Origin of the sequence: Mesorhizobium sp. LCM 4577 (assembly GCF_001854795.2) — a bacterium.
In the GTDB taxonomy this organism is placed as follows: Bacteria; Pseudomonadota; Alphaproteobacteria; order Rhizobiales; family Rhizobiaceae; genus Mesorhizobium; species Mesorhizobium plurifarium.
This window is the reverse complement of record NZ_MDDU01000018.1, coordinates 20,265-45,379: the sequence shown is the minus strand read 5'-3', so window position 1 is coordinate 45,379 and position 25,115 is coordinate 20,265. Positions and strand designations below refer to the sequence as shown.

General features: G+C 63.7%; 27 protein-coding genes and 1 pseudogene. 14 read left to right on the top strand and 14 right to left on the bottom strand.

What is annotated here, in order from left to right; genetic code table 11:
* The first annotated feature begins 201 nt into the window (after positions 1-201).
* Positions 202-537, top strand: a complete 336-nt coding sequence (locus tag LCM4577_RS19740; RefSeq protein WP_131803328.1) for a hypothetical protein — start codon at positions 202-204, stop codon at positions 535-537.
* Between the two features lie 29 nt (positions 538-566).
* Here LCM4577_RS19740 and LCM4577_RS19735 read toward each other — a convergent pair whose 3' ends face one another.
* Entirely contained in the window at positions 567-716 is a 150-nt protein-coding gene (locus LCM4577_RS19735) for a hypothetical protein (protein ID WP_112100506.1), read from the bottom strand.
* Positions 717-964: 248 nt separating this feature from the next.
* Here LCM4577_RS19735 and LCM4577_RS19730 point away from each other — a divergent pair, with 248 nt between their 5' ends.
* From LCM4577_RS19730 to LCM4577_RS19720, 3 genes are all read left to right on the top strand, one after another.
* Positions 965-1,147, top strand: a complete 183-nt coding sequence (locus LCM4577_RS19730) for a hypothetical protein (RefSeq protein ID WP_041010878.1) — start codon at positions 965-967, stop codon at positions 1,145-1,147.
* Positions 1,148-1,208: 61 nt separating this feature from the next.
* A complete protein-coding gene (locus LCM4577_RS19725) occupies positions 1,209-1,589 on the top strand; it encodes a YkvA family protein (RefSeq protein WP_071072992.1) in 381 nt (126 codons plus the stop codon).
* Positions 1,590-1,841: 252 nt separating this feature from the next.
* Complete coding sequence (locus LCM4577_RS19720) at positions 1,842-2,003, top strand: hypothetical protein (protein ID WP_157900478.1); 162 nt, start codon at positions 1,842-1,844, stop codon at positions 2,001-2,003.
* A gap of 122 nt (positions 2,004-2,125) precedes the next feature.
* Here the strand turns inward: LCM4577_RS19720 and LCM4577_RS19715 are convergent, their stop codons facing one another.
* Positions 2,126-2,347 (bottom strand): hypothetical protein, encoded by a 222-nt coding sequence (locus tag LCM4577_RS19715; protein WP_041009275.1) that lies wholly within the window; start codon positions 2,345-2,347, stop codon positions 2,126-2,128.
* Between the two features lie 336 nt (positions 2,348-2,683).
* Complete coding sequence (locus LCM4577_RS19710) at positions 2,684-2,869, bottom strand: hypothetical protein (protein ID WP_041010875.1); 186 nt, start codon at positions 2,867-2,869, stop codon at positions 2,684-2,686.
* Between the two features lie 563 nt (positions 2,870-3,432).
* Between LCM4577_RS19710 and LCM4577_RS19705 the strand changes: the two genes are divergently transcribed.
* On the top strand, positions 3,433-4,836 hold the full coding sequence (locus LCM4577_RS19705) for a sensor histidine kinase (RefSeq protein ID WP_041009273.1): 1,404 nt from the start codon (positions 3,433-3,435) through the stop codon (positions 4,834-4,836).
* Positions 4,833-5,477 (top strand): response regulator transcription factor, encoded by a 645-nt coding sequence (locus LCM4577_RS19700; RefSeq protein ID WP_071036181.1) that lies wholly within the window; start codon positions 4,833-4,835, stop codon positions 5,475-5,477. Before LCM4577_RS19705 ends, LCM4577_RS19700 begins: the two co-directional genes overlap by 4 nt.
* A 116-nt stretch (positions 5,478-5,593) precedes the next feature.
* Here LCM4577_RS19700 and LCM4577_RS19695 read toward each other — a convergent pair whose 3' ends face one another.
* The 3 genes from LCM4577_RS19695 to LCM4577_RS19685 form a co-directional block, all read right to left on the bottom strand.
* Positions 5,594-6,151 (bottom strand): hypothetical protein, encoded by a 558-nt coding sequence (locus LCM4577_RS19695; protein WP_071072990.1) that lies wholly within the window; start codon positions 6,149-6,151, stop codon positions 5,594-5,596.
* A 371-nt stretch (positions 6,152-6,522) separates the two neighbouring features.
* The gene (locus tag LCM4577_RS19690; protein ID WP_071072988.1) at positions 6,523-7,236 is read right to left on the bottom strand and encodes a hypothetical protein; all 714 of its coding nucleotides are present in this window, start codon (positions 7,234-7,236) and stop codon (positions 6,523-6,525) included.
* Positions 7,237-7,502: 266 nt separating this feature from the next.
* On the bottom strand, positions 7,503-8,354 hold the full coding sequence (locus LCM4577_RS19685) for a DMT family transporter (RefSeq protein WP_244508381.1): 852 nt from the start codon (positions 8,352-8,354) through the stop codon (positions 7,503-7,505).
* Positions 8,355-8,980: 626 nt separating this feature from the next.
* Here LCM4577_RS19685 and LCM4577_RS19680 point away from each other — a divergent pair.
* The 4 genes and pseudogenes from LCM4577_RS19680 to LCM4577_RS19665 all read left to right on the top strand — a co-directional run bounded on the left by LCM4577_RS19680 (position 8,981) and on the right by LCM4577_RS19665 (position 14,025).
* Positions 8,981-10,123 (top strand): acyltransferase, encoded by a 1,143-nt coding sequence (locus LCM4577_RS19680; protein WP_071072984.1) that lies wholly within the window; start codon positions 8,981-8,983, stop codon positions 10,121-10,123.
* Positions 10,120-11,229: a glycosyltransferase family A protein gene (locus LCM4577_RS19675; protein WP_071072982.1), complete on the top strand. Its 1,110-nt coding sequence runs from the start codon at positions 10,120-10,122 to the stop codon at positions 11,227-11,229. The genes LCM4577_RS19680 and LCM4577_RS19675 overlap by 4 nt, the downstream gene beginning before the upstream one ends.
* Positions 11,226-12,256: pseudogene (locus LCM4577_RS19670) on the top strand (glycosyltransferase family 2 protein). The gene LCM4577_RS19675 and the pseudogene LCM4577_RS19670 overlap by 4 nt, the downstream one beginning before the upstream one ends.
* Positions 12,253-14,025 (top strand): ABC transporter ATP-binding protein, encoded by a 1,773-nt coding sequence (locus LCM4577_RS19665; RefSeq protein ID WP_071072980.1) that lies wholly within the window; start codon positions 12,253-12,255, stop codon positions 14,023-14,025. Before LCM4577_RS19670 ends, LCM4577_RS19665 begins: the two are co-directional and overlap by 4 nt.
* Before the next feature lie 267 nt (positions 14,026-14,292).
* Here the strand turns inward: LCM4577_RS19665 and minE are convergent, their stop codons facing one another.
* From minE to minC, 3 genes are all read right to left on the bottom strand, one after another.
* A complete protein-coding gene (gene minE / locus LCM4577_RS19660) occupies positions 14,293-14,565 on the bottom strand; it encodes a cell division topological specificity factor MinE (RefSeq protein ID WP_040973218.1) in 273 nt (90 codons plus the stop codon).
* Complete coding sequence (minD, locus tag LCM4577_RS19655) at positions 14,562-15,377, bottom strand: septum site-determining protein MinD (RefSeq protein WP_040988440.1); 816 nt, start codon at positions 15,375-15,377, stop codon at positions 14,562-14,564. The genes minE and minD overlap by 4 nt, the downstream gene beginning before the upstream one ends.
* 114 nt (positions 15,378-15,491) lie before the next feature.
* Positions 15,492-16,388 (bottom strand): septum site-determining protein MinC, encoded by an 897-nt coding sequence (minC, locus tag LCM4577_RS19650; RefSeq protein WP_071072978.1) that lies wholly within the window; start codon positions 16,386-16,388, stop codon positions 15,492-15,494.
* 184 nt (positions 16,389-16,572) lie between these two features.
* Between minC and LCM4577_RS19645 the strand changes: the two genes are divergently transcribed.
* Both LCM4577_RS19645 and LCM4577_RS19640 read left to right on the top strand, forming a co-directional pair.
* The gene (locus LCM4577_RS19645; protein ID WP_071073047.1) at positions 16,573-17,001 is read left to right on the top strand and encodes an SgcJ/EcaC family oxidoreductase; all 429 of its coding nucleotides are present in this window, start codon (positions 16,573-16,575) and stop codon (positions 16,999-17,001) included.
* Between the two features lie 95 nt (positions 17,002-17,096).
* Positions 17,097-17,531 (top strand): hypothetical protein, encoded by a 435-nt coding sequence (locus LCM4577_RS19640; RefSeq protein ID WP_071035856.1) that lies wholly within the window; start codon positions 17,097-17,099, stop codon positions 17,529-17,531.
* Positions 17,532-17,664: 133 nt separating this feature from the next.
* Here the strand turns inward: LCM4577_RS19640 and LCM4577_RS19635 are convergent, their stop codons facing one another.
* Both LCM4577_RS19635 and LCM4577_RS19630 read right to left on the bottom strand, forming a co-directional pair.
* Positions 17,665-18,414: a hypothetical protein gene (locus tag LCM4577_RS19635; RefSeq protein WP_071072976.1), complete on the bottom strand. Its 750-nt coding sequence runs from the start codon at positions 18,412-18,414 to the stop codon at positions 17,665-17,667.
* Between the two features lie 10 nt (positions 18,415-18,424).
* A complete protein-coding gene (locus LCM4577_RS19630) occupies positions 18,425-20,092 on the bottom strand; it encodes a DUF6119 family protein (protein ID WP_157900477.1) in 1,668 nt (555 codons plus the stop codon).
* A 138-nt stretch (positions 20,093-20,230) separates the two neighbouring features.
* On the opposite strand from LCM4577_RS19630, the gene LCM4577_RS19625 reads away from it, so the two are divergent.
* The gene (locus LCM4577_RS19625) at positions 20,231-21,610 is read left to right on the top strand and encodes an FAD-binding oxidoreductase (protein ID WP_071072973.1); all 1,380 of its coding nucleotides are present in this window, start codon (positions 20,231-20,233) and stop codon (positions 21,608-21,610) included.
* Between the two features lie 44 nt (positions 21,611-21,654).
* On the opposite strand, the gene LCM4577_RS19620 is transcribed toward LCM4577_RS19625, so the two are convergent.
* Together LCM4577_RS19620 and LCM4577_RS19615 are read right to left on the bottom strand one after the other, a co-directional pair.
* Entirely contained in the window at positions 21,655-22,080 is a 426-nt protein-coding gene (locus LCM4577_RS19620) for a globin family protein (RefSeq protein WP_071035853.1), read from the bottom strand.
* 167 nt (positions 22,081-22,247) lie between these two features.
* Positions 22,248-22,835 (bottom strand): TetR/AcrR family transcriptional regulator, encoded by a 588-nt coding sequence (locus tag LCM4577_RS19615; protein WP_040988427.1) that lies wholly within the window; start codon positions 22,833-22,835, stop codon positions 22,248-22,250.
* A 193-nt stretch (positions 22,836-23,028) separates the two neighbouring features.
* On the opposite strand from LCM4577_RS19615, the gene LCM4577_RS19610 reads away from it, so the two are divergent.
* Entirely contained in the window at positions 23,029-24,162 is a 1,134-nt protein-coding gene (locus LCM4577_RS19610) for an alpha-hydroxy acid oxidase (RefSeq protein ID WP_071073045.1), read from the top strand.
* A 34-nt stretch (positions 24,163-24,196) separates the two neighbouring features.
* Here LCM4577_RS19610 and LCM4577_RS19605 read toward each other — a convergent pair whose 3' ends face one another.
* On the bottom strand, positions 24,197-25,057 hold the full coding sequence (locus LCM4577_RS19605) for a BA14K family protein (RefSeq protein ID WP_116390111.1): 861 nt from the start codon (positions 25,055-25,057) through the stop codon (positions 24,197-24,199).
* Between the last annotated feature and the right edge of the window lie 58 nt (positions 25,058-25,115).

Genomic DNA, 25,115 nt, shown 5'->3' with positions numbered 1-25,115 from the left:
GATGGCATCGCCCGGCATGGCGACTGAACGCAGTATCTGCCGCACAATCTGGCTTCAGGTGATCGGCCGGGCCATAGCGGCAGGTAGCTCAGAGGCAACCAAACACTTGTTTTCTCGTTTATTTCAGCAGCTGCCGGCGCCGTCATGTCGACAGCAATTGGCTCCCGGCCAACAACCGCACGGAGCAGAAAGGAGGCCGCAATGATACGGCCCGTTGTTGAAATAGGGGACAGGGTGGCAGTGGTCGCGACGGTGACCGAGCGCGTCAAGGATCGCGTGACGCTGACGCTCGACGGCAACAGCCATAGTTATTCGATGGTCGAGCCCAACGCCAAGGTTGGCGACAAGCTCAGGCTCGAGGGCGAGGTCGTCCATGTCGATGACGACCTCGGCCGCACGACCGTGCAGGTGCTGGGGCGCGTGAGCGTCGACACCAAGTCGGTCGAGATGATCACGCGACGTTGCGACCTCGACCATATCGGCTCCAATGTGCCTGGCCACCCGCGCCCACGCACCCCGCCGAGACCGCATGGATGACGCGATCGCCACCACGTCGCGAAAACTAACTAGTGCCGCTTGAAATACTGCACTTCGCGTTCGTGCTTTTCGGCCGCTTCGCGCGACTTGAAGGTGCCCAGATTGCGGCGTTTGCCGGTCCTGGGATCGATCTTGCGCGAATAGAGCCGATATTCGCCCGATTTCAGCTTGCGGATCATGGGGGCCTCCTTATGAACCAAGACTTTAACCTGACCGGGACCGTCGCGGTTCCAGGCAGGGCGTCCCGCCCCCTTTTGCGGCCCGGCCGAAAAAAGGCGCCGCTGTCGGTGAACCATTTCACGGACGCAAACGGCCAAATGTCGGAATCGACGCCGCAACGACACGATTTGGTCGGATTATTTGTATTCAAATGACTTTGGCGACGTTATGCGGATGTCGCTGACGTGCCGGATCTGAGGAGGGTGAGATGGTTACGGCGAAGCTTCACGGCGTTGAACTCGTCAGAGGCCAGAAGTGGACGGTGCGTGTCACCGCCTACGGTACGACGCTCATCTTCCCCTTCGAAGCCGAGCAGCATGCGCGCTCCTATGCCGACGGCCAGGCCTTCCGCCTCGGCGTCGAGGTTGTGGAACTGAAGGATTGCGCCTGAGAAGGCCGAGCTCTCGATCGCCACATGGCCTGAAGACCCGCTCGCCCGTATATAGGGCCGCATGTCTATGCTCGATATGGCAAAGCAGTGGGCGCGCAAGATCAGGCGCGATGTGGTGGCGCTCTGGATCGCCGCCCGCGATCCGCGCGTGCCCTGGTACGCAAAAGCCACCGCAGGCGCCGTCGCGGCCTACGCGCTGAGCCCTGTCGACCTGATCCCGGACTTCATCCCGATCATCGGCTATCTGGACGACCTGCTGATCGTGCCTGTCGGCATCATGCTCGCGGTCAAGCTGGTCCCAGCCGATCTGATGCAGGAATTCCGCGAAGAGGCCATGCGACGCGAGAAGCCGGTGAGCAAGGCCGGACTCGCCTTCATGATCGCGCTCTGGGCCTTGGCGGCAGTGGCCCTTATCTGGCTGTTCTGGCCGAAGCCGGCTTAAAGCATGTCTCCCGAAAGTGGGAACCGGTTTCGGGGCAAAGACATGTGTAGAATCAAAAGCCCAAAGCGCAGGGAGCGAATCTGAAAGATCGCGACACGCTCTAGGCGCTTCAGCCGGCATGACCGCGCATGCGCCAGCAGCGCCTTACTTAACATATACATTAGCCGTGCCTTGTATTTTTTGCAAATCAGGACCATGCTAGTGAGACGCGCGAAACGACATGCGCAACGGGTGGGTCAAAAAGGGTCAAGCGTGATGGAGTTCGCAGTCTGCTACGACCACAGCAGTTTCGATCTGGCGCGGTCGATCTTCCTCGATGTCACGGCATTCTTCGCACTGATGGCGCCATGGGCGATCGCGCGGCTGGTCGAGATATCACGCGGGGATGGCGCAGCCCGGCTACAGGCGGCCTGAGGCTGAAAGCCGCAAGGACCTAAAGCGCGTCGCGAGCCTTCAGATTCGCTCCATGCGCTCTTGGTTGTTGATTCTGCGCATGTCTTTATCCCGAAATCGGTTTCCACTTCGGGAGACATGCTTTAGCCGTCGCGGACGACCTTTCGGATCGGCAGGTCGCCGAGCAACGCCGAACAATCGATCTCCTCCTGGAAGTGCGCCTGCGGATCGAGCACCAGCCACGAAGCGTGGGTGCGAAGATCCTTCAGCCTGGCGTTCTTTTGTGCGCGCGCCAGGCGCTCGGCCTCGGCAAGCGAGGCCTGAAAAGGTCTTTCGGCCTTGTGATGATGAGGGATCCTCGACATCGCGGCGGAAAACGCGCCTGCCCGCCTTTCGTTCCGCGCTAGAATGCCGGCCCCGCGCATCCGTTAATTGCGCCGTGTCTCGAAGGATATCGGACGTGGGAGGCCGAATCGACGGTTGGGGTAGCCCGGCCTGCCTTGGCGGTAAAAGAGTACGGCTCTTTGACAGGCAGGCCGGGCTGAAGCGCCGACCATTGGGTTTCCTTGGGGGGAGCCGGCGCAGGGATAGAGTGTCTACTTCCCGTTGCGCCCGCAATTGTTGCTGAGGTCCTATGCGCCAACGCAATGGTCCGACCGGCGGCGTCAATGAAATCCATCCGGCGCCGGAGCGCCCGAACGTCAGGCCCGCGTGGGACGGCTGCCTTTTTGCAGTGTACTTTTGACGAAAAGCTCGGCGTGCCGCGCCCATTCCGCTTCCACGACACCGTTCTCACGAACAGACCGCTTGAAAGCCTCCCGCAACGCCTCGAGCTCAAAAACCGACAGCCGCTGATTTCTTTTTTTCTTGTCTGTACCGGCGTCCATAATGCGTTGCCAAGACCCCCAAGGTTTTAGCCCGTTATATATGCGGCGGTCGTTCAGACCATCAACAGCTTGGCCCTGACTTCTTTTGGGGGCAAGTTTTGCCGCGACTCCAGCGGCTTGTATCGGGATGGAGCGGCCGATGGGACGCGGCGTTGCGAGCGGGCGGCCGATGGGTGAAGCGCTATATGATTGGAACTACAACGAAGGGCGGATGACGGTAGACGGCCGGCATCCATCTCAAGGCAGCGCTATATCCACCGAAGCATATGTCTTTTGATGTGGACCTCGGGCCTAAATGGTGATTGTCTCGGCACGTAGAGCCGCAAGAGATGATCCAGATCCAGGTGGCAACCGGCCCGCGTCTTCCCCGTCAACAGGAGTGGCGCGGGCTTTTGCCGTCGGGAAGCATGAGCAACCTTCCCCGGCCGCGAATCGGAGCCGCCCGCCGGTGCGGGCCGGCAAACCGCCCGCCATTAACCTTCCCTACGGGCACGGACCAAGGTCGGTGTCGCAATTGCCTGCCCTCGCCTATACTCTCCTGGACGGGTGGGTGAGCGGTGCCGATGTTTGGGAGGTATTTAAAACGTCTTGCACGAATCTGGAGCGGGCTCTCGCTTGCCTGGCAGTTCGTGATCGCGGGCGGCATCGGCCTTCTGGCGGTGATGCTCGTGGTCGGACTGTGGGTGACATCGCAAATCCGTGACGGCGTCCTGCACAATTCCGCGGCCACCACCGCGCTCTATGTCGATAGCGTGATCGCGCCGCTGCTGCCCGACATGCGCAAGAGCCAGGAGCTGGACGACACCGTCAAGCGGGCGCTGGACGAGACGCTCGGCCAAGGGGCCCTTGGGAAAAGGCTGGTCTCGTTCAAGCTTTGGCGGCGCGACGGCACGATTCTCTATTCGAAGGACGCCAGCCTCATCGGCAGGCAGATCAAGCCCAACGTCAATCTCGTTGCCGCTTTCGCCGGCAATGTCATGGTCAGATACAACTCCAACAGGCTCGCAGACGAGGAAGACGAGAAAGAACGGTCGATGGGGGTCCCGCTGCTCGAGATCTACAACCCGGTGCGCGAACCCTGGTCGGGCGAGGTCGTGGCCGTGTCTGAATTCTACGAATTGTCCGGCGATTTCGAGGAATCGCTGCACTCGGCCCTGTTATGGAGCTGGCTGGTGGTGGCAGGCGCCACGGCGGCGGCGCTTGCCCTGCTCTCTGGCATCGTATTCCGGGGCAGCCGCACCATCGTTACCCAGCAGGCGGCGCTCGAGGCCAAGGTCGCGGAGTTGCAGGCGGCGCTGGCGCAGAACTCGACGCTGCGGCAGCGCGTTCAGCGCGCCTCGCGCCGCGCCGCCGCCATCAACGAGCGTTATCTGAGGCGCATAGGCGCCGACCTGCATGACGGGCCGGCGCAACTCGTGGCGCTCGCCGCGCTCAGGATGGACAGCCCGGCGCTGGTCGATCCGACCACGTCGAGCACGCTGCGCGAGGCCGAGATCGCCGGCATCCACAAGACGCTCGGCGAAGCGATGCGCGAGATACGCGGCATCTGCAACGGACTGGTGCTGCCGCAAATCGAGACACAGGCCATCGCCGACATCTTGCGGCTCGCGGTGGCCGAGCACGAGCGGCGCACCGACACCAAAGTGTTGCTAACCCTACCGGAGCGCTTGCCGGAACTCGGCACCTCGGAAAAGATCAGCATCTATCGCTTCGTGCAGGAAGGCCTGAACAACGCCTTCCGGCACGGCAAGGGCAAGGGCCAGCAAGTCAGGGCCACGACGAAAGGCGGCAAGCTTCTCGTCGAGGTTGCGGACAACGGCCCGGGCTTCGATCCGGCCCGAAGCGAGGGCCTTGGGCTTGCCGGCCTCAGGGAGCGTATCGAAAGCATAGGCGGACAGTTCGAAACGCTGACCGGCCCGGGAGGAACAAGACTGGTGATCACCTTGTCTGTCGAGGAGCAACCGTGAGCACGTCCATCCGCATCGCAATAGTCGACGACCATCCCCTGTTTCGCGAGGGCGTGGCGCGCAGCCTCGGCGAAATAGGCGGCTTCGAACTCGTGGGCGAAGGCGCCAGCGCCGAGGACGCCGAAAGGCTGGCGCGCACCAGCACGCCCGATATCCTCCTGCTCGACATCAGCATGCCGGGCGGCGGTCTCAATGCGCTCGCCGGCATCCTTTCAACGATGCCCGAGCAGAAGATCGTCATGCTCACCGTGTCGGAGACCAATGCCGACGTGGCCCAGGCGCTGAAGGCCGGCGCGCGTGGCTATGTGCTGAAAGGCGTCGGCTCCAAGGCGCTGGCCGAGATCCTGCGCGACGTCGCCAACGGCCAGAGCTACGTATCGCCGAGCCTCTCGGCGAGGCTGCTTTCCGACCTTCTGCAGCCCACCGGCGGCAAGCCTGATCCGCTCAGCCAGCTCACCGGCCGCGAGGCCGAAATCCTGAAACTGGTCGCGGAGGGGCTGAGCAACAAGGAGGTCGCCGCCCGACTGTCGCTGCAGGAGAAGACGGTCAAGCATCACATGACCAGGGTGCTGGCCAAGCTCAATGTGCGCAACCGCACCGAGGCGGCGCTGCTGATGCATGAGGCGAGGGAAAGGAACTGAGGAACTGAGGAACTGAGGAAGAATTAACGAAACTGGAGAGCCAAGAGGGACTCCTCTCTTCAATTTTTCGATTTCTTCAGCTCCTCAATTTCTCCAGTTCCTCAGTTCTCATCCCCTCACAGGTTCAGCAGGCGCGACACGTCCTCCTCCGTCGCCTGCCGCTCGATGATGGTGCGGCCTTGCGCGTCCATCATCTCGAAACGGCCGTTCTCGACCTGCTCCTTCATGCCGTTGCGATGAATGACGGTGACCTTGTCGCCGTCGATGGAGAGCGTGTCGCCGGTTGCGGCATTGGTGTAGCTGTTCTTGCCGCCGGGATTGGTGTTGCCCTTGCCGCTGTTGTTGCCCGGCCCGGCATTGGGGTTGCCGCCGCCGGCATTGCTGTTGCCGTTGTTGCCTTGGCCATTGCTGTTGCCGTTGTTGCCGCCATTGCTGGAATTCGAGCCGCCGGCCGAGCCGGAATTCGAGCCACCGGCGGAACCCGAATTGCCGCCGCTGCCGTTTCCGCCACTGCCGTTGCCGCCTCCATTGCCATTGCCGTTACCGGCATAGGCGGCGGATGCGAGCTTGGTCATGCAGCCCGGCTTCACCAGACAGGGCGCGACGACAATCGACAGCGCGGCAACGACGCGCAGCATAAGGTGGGCAGGCCCTTTGCAGGCTGGTTGGTGCATTCGGTCCTTTCCTGCGGGTCCGTCTCGGCATTGCCGAAGTTCCGCTCACGGGAAAGGCGCAACGGAACCAGTGTCTTGGCCGGCAAGGATTCACATTCCGGCAGAAGACGAAAGCGGCCCACGACCCATGCCCCGACCGGTCGGACCATTTCCGCCGGCATGACTGACCAATGTCGCAGGCGGCGGGACGTCGCCGGGTTTTAAAAAATTACCCCCGCACGAAGGCGGGGGTAAGGTGAGTAGCCAAGTTCTACCGCAAGACGATCAGGACCGCAGAGACGAAGCAAAAGGTGGCAACCTGATTTTGCAGCGCTGACCTTCGGTCCCTTAAGATCTAATCCCGATAAAACCTCGCTCTCACAAACTCTATCTCACAAACTCTTCAGGCGATTGAGATCGGCCATGGTGGCCTTGCGGTCGACGATGGTGCGTCCGTATTTGTCTTCCATCCTGAACCGGCCGTTCTCGATCTTCTCCTTCATTCCATTGCGGTGCGTGACCTGGATTTTGGTGCGGGTGGCCTCAACCTTGTCGCCCGTCAGGGCGTTCACATGATCATCGACATCGGCGGTGCTTGCCGCGCTGGCGCTGCTGTTCTTGCCGCTGTTGCCGTTTCCGTTGTCGCTGCCGCTGTTACCGTTTCCGTTGTTGCCGTTTCCGTTGTTCCCGCCGCTGTTGCCGTTTCCGTTGTTGCCGCCGCTGTTGCCGTTTCCGTTGTTGCCGCCGCTGTTGCCGTTTCCGTTGTTGCCGCCGCTGTTGCCGTTTCCGTTGTTCCCGCCGCTGTTACCGTTTCCGTTGTTTCCGCCATTGCCGGAATTCGAGCCGCCGGCCGAACCGGAATTGGAACCACCTGCAGAGCCGGAATTGCCGCTATTCCCGCCTCCGTTGCCGTTCCCGCTGTTACCGCCCCCGTTACCGTTTCCACCACCCTTGCCGCCGCCGTTTCCACCGCCACCGCCGCCTTTGCCGGCATAGGCCTTGGTCACGACCGGACCATCGAGGGAGAGACTGAAAGGCGCGACAACAAGCGCCAACGCAGTAAGCGCTTGCAAGACCAGCCTGCAGCCCCTGCGCTTTACGCGCATCCCGCTCTCCCCATGCCAGCCCTTCAGCCCATCGGCCAAGCTACCCCACCGGCAATGTCGCAGCATAAGCATCCCCAATCAGCAGGTCATAAGGAAGTGGCCCACGACCCTTGTCTTGTCCACTCGGACCTATTGCGTTTTACTGTAGGACCTAAGTCTTATTTCAACCAACGGATGTGGTCGGACACTTTCGTCGCGGGGTCAATTTTCCAGGCCGACCAAGCTGTTAACGAGATTCGCGCTTGCGGCATGTTCGCAAGATGCGCTCAGGCCGGCAATGGCGCCGGCCGCCGCGCCGCAACCGCCGCACCGAAAGCGGCGGCAATGACGGCGGCGATGCCCAAGCATTGCAACAGGTTGAGCTTCTCATGCAAAAACAGGAAGCCGGTCAGCGCGCCGCCAGCCGGCTCCAGGCAGACCAGCATGCCGTAGACCTTGGCCGGCATGCGGGCCAGCACCAGCATTTCCAGATAGAAGGGCAGCGCGCTGGAGAACAGGCCGACCACGGCAGCGCCCGCCATGACGTGCGGGTCGGTGAGGTGGGCTTGAGCTGCGCTGAAGCCGAAAGGCAGCGCCAGCACCGCGGCGATCGCCATGCCATAGGCGGAGGTGCGCACGCCGAGCTCGGCGCCGGCCTTCTGCGCGAAGATGATGTAGAGCCCCCAGCAGGCGCCCGCCGCCAGCGCCAGCACCACGCCCAGCGGATCGAGCCCGCTGCTGATACCGGCAAAGGGCGACAGCAGGCCGATGCCGACGATGGCCAGCGCCACCCAGACAAGGTCGAGCAGGCGCCTGGAGCCGAGCGTGGCGACAAACAGCGGCCCGGTGAATTCGAGCGCCACGCAGATGCCCAGCGGAATGCGCTGGAGCGCAGCATAGAACAGCATGTTCATGGCGCAGACGGTGATGCCATAGGCGGCGAGCCAAGGCAGGTTTTTCCGCGAGGGCAGCACCTTCCAGGGCCTCAGCGCCGCCGCCAGCATCAACGCGCCGATGGCAAGCCTCAGCATGGTCGTGCCGTCCGGCCCCAACACCGGGAACAGGCCCTTGGCAAAGGCGGCGCCGACCTGCACGGACAGCATTGCGCCAAGCAGGCCAAGCACGGGCATGGCGCCCATGTGAGCGTCCGGTTGTGCAATCGGCGTCGACGTCACTTGCTCTCCATTCCCCTGCCCTTGTCGGGATCGGAGATAAAGCCTGGGGGCTGCGCCGTCGTGAGGCAGCAGGCGGCGGATGGTGGGACAAGCGGCCCCCGTCCCTTCGGGCAGGCCTGTTGCACCGCACAAGAGTTTGAAAATCAAGGCTTTTATGGACCTATCCATAGAACTTAGCGCCGCCATCGAGCCTTTTCTCAATATTTCCCATCATACTCGCTGCGGTTGCTTGGTATCTTTCCGACATCCTTTGCGATTAATATTTGCCAGAATCAGACCAATTACCCGCGGTTGAATAGGACCATTGGGCAGCCCTGGTTATAGTTTTAGGGCACAACTATTTCTGTCACGTCGCGGCATCACATCTTATTTCATGGACGTAAGCATTTTGTGTTGCGCCGCAACATCGGCCGCGACAATCGTGGGCTGGGGGCATGCCTGTTGGAGGATGCCATTATTGTGACTCGGATGGGCATTCCGTTGGTCGGCACGGATTGTGCCCCCGGCCCGGACGGCGAGTCGTCGGCCCACAGCGGCGCGTTTTGCTCCACCTCTGCCGCTTGGCGTGACCGGCCCGGCGGATGCCGCTGATGGCGAACGCGCGCGACATTCAGTTGGACGCATTGCGAGCCATCGCGGTGACGCTGGTGCTCTACTCGCATTTCTTCGCTCCGGACGGCTCGTCATTCGTCGGCCATCTCGGGGTCAGGCTGTTCTTCGTGCTCTCCGGCTTCCTTATCACCCGGCTTTTGCTGGACGCGCGTGATACCGGTGCATTCGCCGCCGGGGCGGCGCTGCGTTCCTTCTATGCCAGGCGCATGATCCGGATATTCCCGCCCTATTTCGCGGTGCTGGGGCTCGTGTGGTTCGCCTCGGAGCAATCCAGAGCCTCGTTCGCCTGGCATGCGCTCTACCTCTCGAATTTCTGGTATGCGCGGCAAAACGACTGGACGCCCTGGCTGCTCTGCCATTTCTGGAGCCTCAGCATCGAGGAGCAGTTCTACCTCGTCTGGCCGCTGATCGTGCTTCTGGCGCCGCGCCAGCGCATCGAGGCGATCACCGTCGGCGTCATCGCCTTCTCGCTCGCCTACCGCTTCTACGGGCCGATTGCCGCCAGCCCGGCGCTTACCCGTGACCTGCTGCCTCCGGCCTCGATGGACGCCCTTGGCTGCGGCGCCCTGCTTGCCGTGCGCCGCGCTCGAGGGGCGGATGCGCCGCAGTGGATGCGGCTTGGCTGGCCGGTCTTGGCCGCGATGTTCCTGCTCATAGTCTGGTCCGATCCCGGGCTAGCGAATTCCGCCTGGGAGTGGCCCCGCTGGACGCTGGTTCAAGTGCTGCCGCTGGTGCCGATGCTGGCAATCGTCGCGGCGTGCTCGAACGGCCTCGGCGGCGCGCCGGGCAGGCTGGCCGAACTCCCCCCGCTGCTGTGGCTTGGTCGCATCAGCTACGGCGTATACCTCTATCATTCGATCCTTCTCGCCTTGACCGTCAGGGCGCAGCCATGGCTCCCGGTCAACGTCTCGGAACAGGGGCCGGGGCGGTTCCTTGTCGCGGGCACCGCCACGCTGGTCGTCGCCTCGCTCTCCTGGGTGTTTTTCGAGAAGCCGCTCAACGGCCTCAAGCGCTATTTCCCTTACGTCGCGCCCGTGCGTCGGCGCGGCGCGAGCGAGGAGCGCGGGTTTGGCGCGGTCCCGGCGCTCGATCTGCGGCCAACGGACCAGAGCCGGCCATGACCGCGACACCTCTCATCTCCGTGCTGTTGCCGGTCTACAATGCCGAGCCCTACGTGGCCGCCGCGATGCAGTCGATCCTGCGGCAGGACCACGGCCGGATCGAGCTTATCGCCATCGACGACGGGTCGACCGACCGGTCGCTGGAGATCCTCGAACGCTGCCGCCGGGACGACAGCCGGGTATCCATAATCTCGCGCGAGAACCGCGGGCTTGTCGCCAGCCTCAACGAGGGACTGGCGGTCGCGCGGGGCGAGCTTGTCGCGCGCATGGATGCCGACGACTTCGCCTATCCCTGGCGGCTGTCGCGCCAGGCGGCGCTGTTTGCCGCGCGGCCGGAGCTCGGCTTCTGCGGCGCGCTGGTGGACACGCTGCTGCACGGCCGCATCGCCCGGGGCCGGCTCGATCCGGTGTTCCGTCTCGGTCTGCCTGTGCTGTCGAAATTCTTCACCATCTTCATGCATCCGACAGTGGTCTACAATCGCAAGGTCATCGGCGAGGCCGATCTCCGCTATGACGGCTTCTACCGGCATGCCGAGGATTTCGACCTCTTCCGGCGGCTGGCCGAACGCTATCCGGCGGCGCTGATCCCGGAAAGCCTGCTGGTCTACCGCATCCATCCCGGCAGCGTGACCAGCCTGCACAGCAAGGAGATGCGGCGCACGCACCTCAGAATAGTCGGYGAGAATCTCGAGAGCGAGGGGCTGACGGACGACGGCGCGAACCTGCGCGCCATCGGCGAGACGGTCACCTTCGACACCGTGACCCGGGCCGCGGCTTTCGTCCATGCTCTTGAGGAGCGGATCGCCGCTCTTCCCGATACGACGAGGCCGAGCTTCGAGGCCGGCGCGCTCAACCTGTTCTATTTCCTCTACCAGCTCGTCAATGACGAGGAGAGGCCGGCCCTGGCGCATGAATTGCTGACGCTGACGGGGAAATGGAACGCGATCCGCCGCCGCGAGAAATACGCGCTCAGCCCCGGCGCCTTGGCACCCTGGCTGAGCCAAGCATCAATGTGGGCCGGCAAACGTGCCGACTGGGTCGCCTACCGCTTCAAATCCGCGCCGGCGGCATCGGTGCTCGCGCCTTATCGGGTGGAGGCGGCATGAACGTCGAGCGCCATCCCCTGCCGCGGCACGCTCGCCCGGCCCCGCCCACTCCGCCGAGGCCCAAGCAGCGGCTGGCGGTCTCCTTCATTGTCTGCACGCGCGACCGGCTCGCGGTGCTCGAGGCCTGCATCGACTCGATCCGCGTCGCCTGTCGCGCGCACCCCGCATTCGCCGCCGAGTTGGTGGTGGTCGACAACGGCTCGCGCGACGGCACGGCCAGCTATCTTTCCGCGACCGCCGCTACATCCGACATCGCACTGACGGCGATTTGCGAGCCGCGGCACGGGCTGGCGGCGGCGCGCAATGCGGGGCTGGCGCGGGCACGCGGGCAGGTGCTGGTGTTCGTCGACGACGACTGCCGGCTCGACGGCAACTACCTGGTCGACCTGGAGCGGCATTATGCGAGCGGCGAGAAATGGCTGATCCGAGGCGGCCGCGTCGAGATCGGCGACGCGCGCGACCTGCCCTTCACCATCAAGCGCTGCGACAAGCGCGAAGTGCTGACGCCGGCCGTCCATCCGGGGGCTTCGTGCTGGGCTGCAACATGACCATGCACCGCGAGGTCGCCGCCTTGATCGGTCCCTTCGACGAGCGCTTCGGCGCCGGCGGGGCGCTGCGCTCGGCCGAGGACACGGACTATCTGGTGCGGGCGATGCTTGCCGGCATGGCAGTGGAATATGTGCCCGACATGACGATCTTCCACCATCATGGCCGGCGCAACCGCGAGGCGATCGACCGTCTGCACCGCGACTATCATTTCGGCAACGGCGCGCTCTGCCTCAAGCATCTACGGCGCGCGCCGTGGCTGCTGCGACATTTCTACTGGGCCGCGCGCGCCGCTCTGCGCGAGCTTGCCGGCGGCCCCAGATTCGATGGCGATCTCAGCCTGTCGCACTGGCCAATCGTTCTGATGAACCTCGCGGGCGCGGCGCAATTCGCGTTTCTGGTGCTGGCCAGGCATCTGCCGCGACAAGCGCGACACGCCCAGAAAACGCCCGAGGCCAAGGCGGAGGCCGGCGCGCGATGAGCGGTCGGCCGACGTTGTCGATGCTGTGCCAGGCGCTCGGCCGCCGGCAGCTCGGCCTGCTGCCGATCGTCGTCGCGCTCGGGCTTGCAAGCGCGGCGCTCGAAGGTTTCGGCATCGGCCTGATCATCCCGCTGCTCGGCATCATCATGGGGCATGGCGACACAGCCGGCATGGCGGGCTTCTCGGCCGTGCTGCAAAAGGTTGGCGCGGGGCTTGGCGAGCGCGAGCGGCTGATCGCGATTGCGGCCGCGATTCTCGGCTCGATCCTGCTCAAGAACCTGCTTGCCTTCGCCAATTCGGTGCTCACGGCCCATATCTACGGCAAGGCCGGCCAGGCGATCCGCGGGGCGCTCGCCGGGCGACTGCTCGAGGTCGGCTATCCCTTCTTCCTGAAGGAGAGCCCAGGACGCCTCCTCAACATCATTTCTAGTGAATCCTGGCGCGCCTCCGACGCCATCCAGGCAATGCTGGGCTCGATCGTCAGCGCCTCGGCCGCGCTTATCCTGCTAGGCTTCCTTTTGCTGCTCTCCTGGCAGATGACGCTTTTGGTAATGATCGGGCTGGCGCTGGTGCAAGGGGCGCATATGACGCTGTCGGCGCATCTGAAGGCGCCCAGCCGCAGCGTTACAGCGCGCAACAGCGCTTTGGCCTCGCGGATGCTGCATCTGGTGCATGCCGGCCGGCTGATCCGCATCTTCGGCCAGGAAGAGCGCGAAAAGGCGGCGTTCGAGACGGCGTCGGACGGCGTGCGCCGGGCGGCCTTCCAGCTTGCCAACCGCCAGGGCGCGCTGGGACCACTCACGGAAGTGCTGCACGCCATGCTGTTCCTGGCGGTGGTGATCGGCGCCTGGCTCGCGGGCTTGAGCTTCCCGCTGGTCGCCGCCTTTCTTATCCTGCTCTACCGCCTGCAGCCGCATGTGCGGGCGCTGCAGATGACCTGGAGCCAACTGCAGGGGCTTTCCGGCTCGCTGGACGAGGTGAGCTGGCTGCTCGACCCGACGGGCAAGCCAGCGCCGCCGCAAGGCAGCCGGCCCTTCGCGTCTTTAAGCGAAAAAATCGACTTCCAGGGCGTGAGCTTCAGCTATGCCAATGAGGAGCAGCGCGCGGCAGTGCTGCATGCCGCGAGCTTCGACATCCGAAGCGGGCGCTCGACGGCGCTGATCGGCCGCTCCGGCGCCGGCAAGACGACCATCGTCAATTTGCTCTGCCGCTTCGTCGAGCCGGACGAGGGCCGGATCCTCGTCGACGGCACGGCGCTCGACGAGATCGACCCCGTCACCTGGCGGGCGCATATTGCCCTGGCCAGCCAGGAGCTGGAACTGGTGGACGGCACCATCCTCGACAACATCACCTACGGCAAGGACACGGCGGGCGCGGAAGCGGCGCGGTGCGCGGCCGAGCTTGCCGAGGCGCATGAATTCATCGAAAGGCTGCCGCAAGGCTACCAGACGGTCGTCGGCTATCGCGGCGTCAACCTGTCGGCCGGGCAAAGGCAGCGCATCGCGCTCGCCCGCGCGCTGGTGCGCGATCCCGACATCTTGATTCTCGACGAGGCCACCAACGCGGTGGACGGGCTTTCGGAGGCGGCGATCGTGGAAACGCTGAAGTCACGCGCCGGCCGCCGCACCACGATCGTCATCAGCCACCACCACTCGACGATCTCGTTCTGCGACGWCCTGGTGATCCTGGAACATGGACGGGTGAAGAAGCAGGCGCCGTTCGCGGAGATGGCGGCGCACAGCATGGATGAGCTGTACCGGCCGGAGTGAGGCATGGAAGGACGGCCGCTTTGGCGCCTTCGTCATCCTAGGGCGGAGCAAGGAGCGAAGCGACGCGCGCAGACCCTAGGATCCATGCCGTGACGCTAAAGCGTTGCTACGTTTGCAGAATTCTGCACCGCTGCGCTCCATGTCGAAGGTCAAGGCATGGATCCTCGGGTCAAGCCCGAGGATGACGAAGCGTTAGCGCGGGCCCCCTCTCCGCCCCGCTGCGCAGGGCACCTCTCCCCGCCTTGGCGGGGGCGAGGAACCCAAGTTCTACCCCGCCATTGCCAGCGGCACGGCGCTCTTGTTGGGGATCTGGATGTCGATCTCGAGCGTCGACATGGTCGCGCCGCGATCCATCGAGACCTGGAGATAGTCCTGGTCGATCTGCACATGCTTGGCAATGACCGCCATGATCTCCTCGCGCAGGATGGAGACGAGGTCCGGCTGGCCGCGGCTTTGGCGCTCGTAGGCGAGCAGCAGCTGCAGCCGCTCGCGCGCCACCGGCGCGCTGGTGCGCCGCTTGAAGAGGTCGAGGATGCTCATGCGGCCCTCCTTCCGAGAAGCCGGTCGAGGAAGCCCTTGCGTTCGAAGGGGACGACCACCGGCAGGTCCTCGCCTTCCAGGCGTCTTGCCGCTTCGAGATAGGCTTTCGCGGCGGAATTGATCGGCTCCGACAGCGTCACCGGGGAGCCGAGGTTGGAGGCGCGCAGCACATCCTGGCTTTCCGGGATGATGCCGAGCAGCGGGGTGGACAGAATCTCCAGCACGTCGTCGATCGACAGCATCTCGCCGCGCGAGGCGCGAGAGGCGTCATAGCGGGTGACCAGCACATGCTTCTGGATCAGTTCGCCCTGCTCGGCCTTCATGGTGCGGGCGTCGAGCAGGCCGATGATGCGGTCGGAATCGCGCACCGACGACACTTCCGGGTTGGTGACGATGACCGCCTCGTCGGCGAAGCGCATGGCAAGCTGCGCGCCGCGCTCGATGCCGGCCGGGCTGTCGCAGAAGACATAGTCGAACACCGAACGCAGCCGCGCGATGACCTCGGCCACGCCCTCCTCGGTCAGCGCGTCCTTGTCGCGCGTCTGCGAGGCCGGCAGCAGGTAAAGCGTCTCCAGCCGCTTGTCGCGGATCAGCGCCTGCGACAGCTTCGCCGTGCCCTGGATGACGTTGACGAGGTCGAACACCACGCGGCGCTCGGCGCCCATGATGAGGTCGAGGTTTCTCAAGCCGACGTCGAAATCGACCAGCGCCACCTTCTTGCCGGTCTTGGCCACGGCGGCGCCGAGCGCGGCCGTCGAGGTCGTCTTGCCGACGCCCCCCTTGCCCGATGTGACCACGACTACCTTGCCCATATTCATCCAGCCTCCGTTGGCGTTTTTATGTCGGGCCCGCCCGTGTTGGACACGACGGACTCTCGGGAACAATCGCACGCGAAACCGGCCCGAAGCTTGCCGGCCCCAAAAAACTCAGCCCAGCGGCACCACGCAGAGCGCATCATTGTCGAGGAAGGCCTGCACGGCCTTGCCGCGCGACACGCCTTCCATCTCCTCTGCGGTCGTGTACCAGCCGTCGACGGCGAGCAGCTCGGCCTCGTTCTTGCGGCAGAAGATGCGCGCCGAAACATTGCCTTCCGAGCCGGCGATCGCGCGGCCGCGCAGCGTGCCATAGACATGGATCGAGCCGCCGGCGACGATTTCGGAACCGGACGCGACCGAGCCAAGCACGATCACGTCGCCATGCGGATGGAACACCGACTGTCCCGAGCGGATCGGCGCCTTGATCATCAGAGTGCCGGCCGAAGGCATCGCCGGCTCGGCGCCCTGCCCTGCGCTTGCGGCTTGCGCCGGCTCGATCCGGACCGCCTCCAGCCTTGCCAGCTCGGGGTCCACCGGCTCGTCTCCGGACATCTCTATGGGGGAAACGTCCGCCTGCGGCGCCTCTGGGGCCAACTGCGTCATCTGGGCGGCCTGGACCCGCTCCCCGGCGGCGGCTTCCAACTCCTCCGCCCGCGCCTTGCGCGCGGCGCGGCCCAGCAGCCCCTCGGCGGTCGCCTCCTTGGCGCCGGCCAATAGCGGCGGCAGCTCGGGCCCGAGCTCGGCGCCTTCGAGCTCGATGGCGTAGACGCGGATGCCGCGCGAGCGGAGCACGCCGACCAGCGCGCCGATCTCCTCCGGCCCCGGCTGCAGGACGTTCAGATCCAGCACCACCGGGCGCCCGTTGAAATAGCCCGGCGAGTTGGCGATCCAGCGATCCAGCCCCTCCAGCCAGTCGGCGATCGGCGCCTCCGGCGTCAGCGTGAAAGCGACGAAGGATCGGGCGCGAAAGCGGATCGATTTGTTGTGCAAAGGGGCGGCGAAGGTCACGTCCGGGCGAATCCTTACTCAATGGTTAAAGGGTGCCGGCCGAATGGTTAACAAAAGGTTAATTTTGGGGATCGCGGCCGTTAAGGAAGTGGCGCGGCGAAGTTCTGTGGCAGCGCGGTGACAGGGCCCGCCGATGCCGCTATCGTCTCACCCCGGCCTGGCGGAAAGCAAGGGAGGTCATGCCGTGAGACTGGAGATCAGCAAGCCTGAGGATGTCACGGCCGCGTTTGCCGATGCCTGGAACAGACATGACATGGACGACTTCGCGGCGCTGTTTTCCGAGGATGCCAATTTCGTCAATGTCGTGGGCATGTGGTGGAAGAACCGGACCGAGATCGAAGCGGCGCACCGCGCCACTCATGCGACCATGTTTCGCGACAGCCGGTTGGAGGGTGTCGCCGCGTCGGTCGTGGAGCTGTCTCCCGGCCTCGCATCCGTGCACTACAGATGGACCTTGACCGGTGCATCCGCTCCGGACGGCTCACCAGCCGGAACGCGGGAAGGCATCCTGCTTCTGGTGGTGAGGAAGGAACAGCTTGGATGGCGGATCAAGGTGGCCCAGAACACCGACATCGTTCCAGGGGCGATCGCTCCCCCTGCCCGCGCAAGCTGATAGCGGCGACATGTGAAGCGCCTAATATACGAAACGACGCGCACGGACGATCCTCTTGCCCGGAACTTTCCACTCCCTTCAGGAGGGAGACGGGCATGGGCATCGACCAGCAGGACAGCAAGCGGGCAGGCAAGACAGGTGCCGCGATGGCAGCGCTGATGCTGCTTTCAGGATGCATGACGCACCAGCCGACCGGCATAGACGCATACCGGACGAGCAGCATAAACCAATGGCTGACGACAGCTGACGCCGATAAGGTCGTCAGCGCGATGAGTGCGAAAGGCATGATGCCGGCGACCATCGACTGCCGCTTCGCCGACACCAGGCCGGGCAAAGTGGCTTACCGCTCGAAATTCACCTGGAAGCGCGCGCCTGCCAACACCCGCTACCATTGGGAAGTCGGCGATCCGGCGTATCTCGCGAGCAAGGATGTTGCGTCCAACCGAGCCGGCTTGCGGCGGGTGTATGCGAAGACCGTGCGGGATGCGGCGACAGGGCAGAAGGTGGGATGCTCGGTGTGGGCGGGTTAGGGGAAGTACAGTCGAACATATCTGGATGCGCCGCAACCGGCGAGCCGCAGATGACCGAGCGCCTCGAGTTAGCCGCGATCGGCGCCCGCGCAATCCGACGAGGCGCGGGCATCAGCCCCCCCCAAGTTGAGGGCTAGTTGGTCCTGACCTGCGTACCGCGTGACCACGTCCGAATGGGTAGCGCATCGCCTCCCTCATCTAGAGCCAGGTGAACACCGTGCATCCTCTCGTCATAGAGGGCGACCAGATCTTGCAGAGCTCGATGTGGCCCAACAATCAGGCCAACCAGTTCGCCATCTGGCTTCTTGCCATCCTTCACTAACTCGCTCAGCCGAACTAAGTCGCTTACTAGATCGTCAACCAAAACCTTCGCATTCGAAATCACGTGCGTCACGGCGGGGTGGATATGATCTGTTCTATCAGCCAGAGCATTCAACCCAACGGCGCAGGTTGTTGCACGCTGACGCCATTCCCTGACATCGCTCGTTTCGATCGGAACCGATCGGTTGACCAGACCATCAGCAATAATGTGGCTTTCAAGCTGTGCCTGAACGACGGCAAAGCGTACGTACCAAGCCGCCTCTTCGTTTTGCTCACGCCGCAGTCTTCGTGCCCTCCTGCTTTCGCTTTGGGCAAGCCACGCCGCGCCGGCTATCGCTGCGATCGAACCAGCGGCCTGAACCCAAGCGGCAGCATTGGAGTCCCAACCTGATATGGCTGCGTTTGCATATGCAGCCCAACCCGCCATGACAATTAGAGCTGAAGCGACAAGGTAAAAGACAGCCCCTAATCCATCCCGAGCCTTCAGCCATAGCCGCTTGATGCTTCGGTCACGCGCCGCCTTCCGACCAGCAACAGTCTCCTCGCCGTCCCCAGAATCCATTCCTCACCCGCTATTCTGCTGGCTCGGCACCGACTGGCTGTACGGCAGCCGGAGTACCCTTCATCCGCTTCTTTTTCCGACCTTGAGCTGGCGCAACGTCATCCGCAATAAAAATGACATTCGCAATTACGTCCATGAGCCGTAGTGCTTTCATACTACGCATAAGACTGATGCGGGAGAACAGTGGAAGATTCGATGATCGCGCCGCCGGGTCTTTGCGGGTGACGATCCCAAAGACTACGCGACAGTTCCGATCCCGGGCGCGAGTCACGAATGTATCCACGTCAACCTCAGGCGGCAAAGCGTCGCGGATAATCGCCTCAAGTCTATCAACCGCCGCTGGCTCCAATCTCATCAATTCGATGGCATTTACGCCTTGGTTAAATAGGTGACTTAGTTGCGCAGACAATGTTGATACTTTAACATGATAGAATACAGCGACGTCGTCGTGTATTGCCAATAGATCGCATGGCTCAACAGCAGTCTGACCGTCGGGGCTGATATTCTTTTTGTCCAGACAGGCGATGCCAACGTTCTCGGCTGAAACAGCTTCGTTGTATTCGCCCTCACTGGAATGATTGTAGGGAGGAAGGTCGCTGTCGATGCAGAGTGGATCAAGGTAGGCGACGAGGCGTGTGATGTATCCATCGTCTATTCGATACCAATTACCCTCAGAGAGATGGAACGTTTCGCCTTGGGCACCTTGAAGCGTCGTGTCGAAAATAAGACTCTTGAAGATGCTGTAGCGGTCGCGCGCATTGCCATTCTCGTCAGTCAGCACCAACGCGTGTCGACGCAGATMGTCGATCCCCACCGCAGCCAGGTCAACCTCATGCTGGTCTAGGTAACCATAGTATCTTCCGATATAAACATCGTCGTAAATTAAGCTACGCCCAGCGCCGGCGAAGGTGGTGTATAAATTATCACTGTAACTTACAATATCCGGAACTGTAATATTAAGATCTGGATTGCGCTCTCGTAATGCAAGCAGAAGCAACTCGTTGAGGGCTTCGATTTGGCCCGGGTCTCGAACAGGAGCGATGTTCTGTATCTCCGGAAAGGCCGTTTTGTATTGCTCGCTCCCATAAAGCTCCAGAAGTTTTTCGCAAAGCTCCGTCAACTCGTCGGCCGCCACATCGGTGCTGATGCGGAGGCTGCTGCCGCCTGTCGCATGACGAAAAAATTCCTTATACTCCTCGCGAACCTTACCCGTCAGGCTGCGTAAAATTGTGCTGTCGCGGTCGAAGTCAAACAACGTGAGTTCGGATTCGATCGGAAGTTGCGTCCTCTGGCGCTTTGCCTCGCCCGGCTGCAGGGTATCAGTGCTTTTGAGCTTCTGAGGGTCCAAACTGTTTAGCGTCACGCGAAGCCCAAAGTCATACTCATAACTAGAGTCAATTAGGTTGTGAGCTACGTGGCCGAACGAAAGCGCAAAACAACGATCGGCGACTGGTTGGAAAACAAGGGCGCCTTTGTTCACTTGAGGCAGATTCTTTTCTACACCAAAATACCCCTTCCACCAAGGTTGGTAGGGATCGCTGTCTAAGATGAAGATCGATGCGTCTTTCGAGAGATGCTGAGCTTCGACCGCATCAAGGCTATTGTCCTCTCGAAGAGAATTCCCAGCGTTGTAACCTTCTTTGAGAAGATAGATCGAAAAAGATCTGCTTCTTGGCATTCTCACCCCCAGGTAACCCCACGTGGCTTTTACCATATTCTACACGCGATGAAACCGACATTCGTGGGGTGTTTGGATTCTGGAAATTCAATTCGATTTGCTTGAATATCAAAATAAAACGGTGTCAATCGCTCTCCCATGTCCCTCCTCTCCACCCTCCGCACCCTCCTCCCCACCGCCACCGTCTGGGACGCCGCCGAGCTCGCCTCGCGCGATCCCGGCTTCGACGCCCGCAATTTCGGCGCTTCGGCGCTGGTGCGGCCGCGCGATGTCGACGGGATCGCAGCGCTGGTGCGGTTCTGCGCGGAGCATGGCGTCAGCCTTGTCGCGCAGGGCGGGCGCACGGGGCTGGCGGGCGGGGCGGCGACTTCCCCTGGTCAGGTGATCTGCGATCTCGGCGGGATCACCCAAATCGAGGAGATCGATCCGTTCGCGCGCGTGGCGATCGTGCAGGCGGGGGTGACGCTGGGGGCGCTGCAGGAGGCTTGCGCCGTCCACGGGCTCGACCCGGGCATCGACCTTGCCGCGCGCGGCAGCGCCACCGTCGGCGGCATGGCTTCCACCAATGCGGGCGGCATCATGGCGTTTCGCAACGGCACGATGCGCCACCGCGTGCTCGGGCTCGAAGCCGTGCTGCCGGACGGGCGGGTGTTTTGCGACCTCACCAGGGTGCTCAAGACCAGCGCCGGCTACGACCTGAAGCATCTCTTCATCGGCGCGGAGGGCACGCTCGGCATCGTCACCCGCGTGGCGGTGCGGCTCGACCCGGTGGCAGGCGCCAGCGCAACGGCGCTGGTCGGCGTTCCGGATGCGGCCAGCGCGCAGCGCATCGTGCGGCATTTCCTGGGCTCGACCAGCGCCCGGCTCAGCGCCGCCGAGATCCTGTGGCGCAATTTTGCGTCGCTGATGCAGCGCGCGCTTGGCTATGCGCCCGGCAGCCTGCCGCTCGACGCGCCCTGCCTGCTGGTGCTGGGGCTCGGCGCCGACTCGATCGAGGCGGCGAGAAGCGCGCTTGAGGATGGGCTCGCGGCGGTCTGGGAAGAGGCCGGCATTCTCGACGGGCTGGTCGCGAGCTCGGAGGCGCAGGCGGCGGCGATGTGGCGGCTGCGCGAGGAGACGGTTGAGATCGAGCGCGCGCATCCGATGGCGCCCTCCTTCGACGTGTCCGTGCCGGCCGGCGGGCTGGACGCCTATGTGGCGCGCATCGAGGCCGGGTTGAAGAAGATCGACGCCTCGTACGCGCCTTACGTCTACGGCCATCTCGCCGATGGCAATTTGCACATCTCGATCAATTGCGACGGGCCGGTCGCGCATGAGCGGCACGCGGCGATCGAGGACGTGCTTTACGCAGGCCTGAGCGACGCCGGCGGCTCGTTCTCGGCTGAGCATGGGGTGGGGCTGGAAAAGCGCGCGGCTTATGAAAGGCACGCCGACCCGGTGAAGCGCGATTTGGCGAAGGCGATCAAGGGATTGATCGATCCGGCTGGTGTGATGAATCCGGGGAAGGTGGTGGGGTAAAGGCTCTTTCCTCGCTCCCATGAAATGGGGGGAGGAAACAGGCCTCAAGCCGCCAGTTGCACGTCCCTTGCCGCGGCGATCATCACGCCGACGAGCAGGCCGTAAGCCGCAGCCCAGGCCTCGCGCACCTCCTGCGTGAAGGTTTCGCCGAGGCCCGCATCGAGCGTCTCGATCAGCGCCTGGCCGACGGTCGCGTAGTGATGCTCCTCGACGCCGTAGCCGACATGGCGCCGGGCGAGGTCCTGGACGGTGGGCAGGATGTTTTCGGCGCGCGACAGCCCATGCGTGACGAAGCCCAGYGCGGCCATCAGCTTGGCGCCCTGCTTTTTCATATCGGTCTCGCGAAACAGCGGCTTGAGGCTGCCATCGAGGGCGAACAGCTTCTCGTAGAACAAAGCCGCGGCGGCCTCCTTGATCGGGACGACCTCGCGAAAACTGTCCTGCACAAGCTTGATCTGGTCGGGTGTCATCGGCGCGTAGCTCCTGGGTTCCGGGAGCCAAGACCATCCGGCTCGAGCGTTTCGCAAGCATGCCGGTTGTAGGGAGGGTGTGTTTCAGCTTGGTCTCTGGAACGTATCAAGCCCTATGAAGGAAATCGGCAAGTGTTGACGGGACAGCGCGCCTCATGATGCGCTTCTCAAGGACCGGAGCGCGAGGAACCAACTGCCATCAACCTCTTCGCTGCGTCCGCCGCCGCCGTGCAGTAGCTCTGGTCGCCGTGGATCAGGATCATCACCATGGTTCCCTCGATCAGCACGAACAGCTCGCGCGCCCTCTCCTTCGGCGACGGTATCCTGGCTCCGGCAAGCATCGTTTCCAGCTGCTTTTCCATCAATGCCTTGTGCTGGCGTGCGATCAAGCGCGCGGGGTGGCCCGATAGGTCGGCGAGCTCGATCGCCAGCCGGGTGAAGCCGGAGCCGGCCCAGCGCGGCTTGGATGACCATTTGACCAATCCCTCGAACAGCTTATCGATCAGCGCGTCGGCACCGCCCGACAGCTCGATGCCGTAGTTCTGGAAATCGGCGAAAGTGCGCTCGTGCTGCGAAGCGAGCACGGCAGTCAACAGCGCGTCCTTGCTGTCGAAGTGGTAGTAGAGCGTGCGCTTGGTGACGCCGGCGGCCTCAGCGATCTCCTCCATGCCGACGCGGAAGAAGCCCCGGCGGCGAAACAACTTATACGCCGCCTGGAGAATCACGGGCCTGGTCGCGTCGGATGCTCTGGGCATGAGCGCTGCCGTCGATAAGTATACTCGCAAGTGAATTTACATCAGGGACGACCTGGCCTTCAATGATCAGCATTCTCTAATATTCGAAGGGAGGACGGCGATGGAACGAGTGGTCCCCACAGTGCGCGATATCCCAACAGGCATCGTGACCTTGCCCGACGAATTCAGGGCGGCGTCGGCGGCGCCGGGGCTGATGGCCGGGATGACCTGCGTCGAGGACCTGCGCCAGGCGGCGCGGCGGCGGGTGCCGCGCGTCTTCAACGACTATCTCGAAGCCGGCTCCTATGCCGAGCAGACGCTGCGTGCCAACCGCGCCGACCTCGAGCGCATCACGCTGAAGCAGCGCGTGCTGGTCGATGTCGAGCAGCGCGACACGGCAACCACAATTCTCGGCGAGAAGGTCTCGCTGCCGGTGGCGCTGGCGCCGATCGGGCTCGGCGGCATGCAATGGGCCGATGGCGAGATCCTCGCCTGCCGCGCCGCCAAGACCGCAGGCGTTCCCTATACGATGAGCACGATGTCGATCTGCTCGATCGAGGACGTGGCTGAAGCCGTCGACTATCCGTTCTGGTTCCAGCTCTATGTGATGAAGGATCGCGGTTTCGTGCGCTCGCTGGTCGAGCGGGCGATCGCCGGCCGTTGCGGCGCGCTGGTGCTCACCGTCGACCTGCAAGTGCTGGGCCAGCGCCATGCCGATGTCAGGAACGGGCTTTCGGTGCCGCCGGCATTAAAACTTCGCACGATCCTCGACATAGCCGCCCATCCGGCCTGGGCGGCCCGCATGCTCACCGCCAAACGCTGGAACTTCGGCAACCTCGCCGGCCATCTCAAGGGCGAGGACGATGTCCGGGCGGTAGCGGACTGGGTAGCGCATCAGTTTGACGCGACGCTGAATTGGAGCGACGTCGAATGGATCCGGAGCATATGGCCGGGCAAGCTGATCGTCAAAGGCCTCCTCAACACCGACGATGCGCGGAGCGCCTGCGCGGCCGGTGCCGACGCCATTGTGGTTTCCAACCATGGCGGCCGGCAGCTTGACGGCGCCCCCTCGACGATCTCGATGTTGCCTAGGATCGCGGAAGCCGTCGGATCGGAGGCGGAGGTGTTGTTCGACGGCGGCGTGCGCTCGGGCCAGGATGTGATGCGAGCGCTGGCCTTGGGTGCCCGCGCCTGCCTTGTCGGGCGCGCCTATGTCTATGGCCTCGCCGCCGGCGGCGAAGCCGGTGTGGCCACGGCCATAGATATCCTGCACAAGGAGCTGTCAGTCACCATGGCGCTGACAGGGACGCGCAGCGTCAATGAGATCGATGGCAGGGTGCTGAACTAGCGAGCGCCAATCGCAGATCGAAGACGCGCCACTCCTACTCGCACTGGCGGCGCGGGCCGCCGTCGAAGGGCTGATAGGTGTTGTCGCGCGGATCGTAGGAGCGGTAACGGCTGAAGCAATAGTCGACGTGGTCACCTCGAACCGCCCGACCCGATGCCTGGGCGGCCTCGGCCTCCGGCGAAATCTCTTCCGGCGGGCCGCCATAGGTGGTGGCGTAGCCGTCACCGGACGGGGCGTAGCCTTCCATCTCGGCCTGGTCGTCGCCCACCCGGTCGTCGGCCATGGCACCTGGGCGATCGTTCGCTGCCGCCTGATCATTCTGGCCAGCGTCGGTGGAAGCCGTGCGGTCGCCACCGGGGTCGTAATAGGGCGAGATGCAGGGACGCAGCTCGCCGCTGTAGGAACGGTAGCTGTTTTCCGCCGGGCGGTAGCTGCGATAGCGGGTGGCGCACCATTGCAGATGGGCAACCGGCAGCTGCTGTTGCCGCGCCTGCTGATCGGCCGCGGCCGGCTGCTGGGCCGCGCCGGCGTCGGGCGCGGGCTGGCCCGGGCCAGAGACGTCCGGCAATGGCTGCAGTGGCGGCGCTGCGGGCGGCGTGGGCGTAGCGAGCGCCGTCATCTGCGTTGCGCCTCCCGCCTTGGTCGGTTCGCTTGGGGCCGGTTCGCCGGCCTTGGCGGGCGCGGCCGCTGCCTGCTGGGCGGGAATGCGTTCAAGGTTCTGCTTCCGCGGATCGATCGGCTGCGCGTCCTTCGTCCAGAGCTCGGAAACGCCGATCGCCGGCGTTGCCTGGCGCACCGGCTTGGCGGCGAGCAGCCAGGTGGCGAAGGCAAGCCCGCTGGCGAACACGGCCAAGGTCAGCACGAAGCCGCCGGCAATTCCCAACAAAGCCTTCACGCAACGCTCCTTCAGCCCCTGCTCATAGAATGCGGGGCGCAGGCTCCAGTTCCCACGA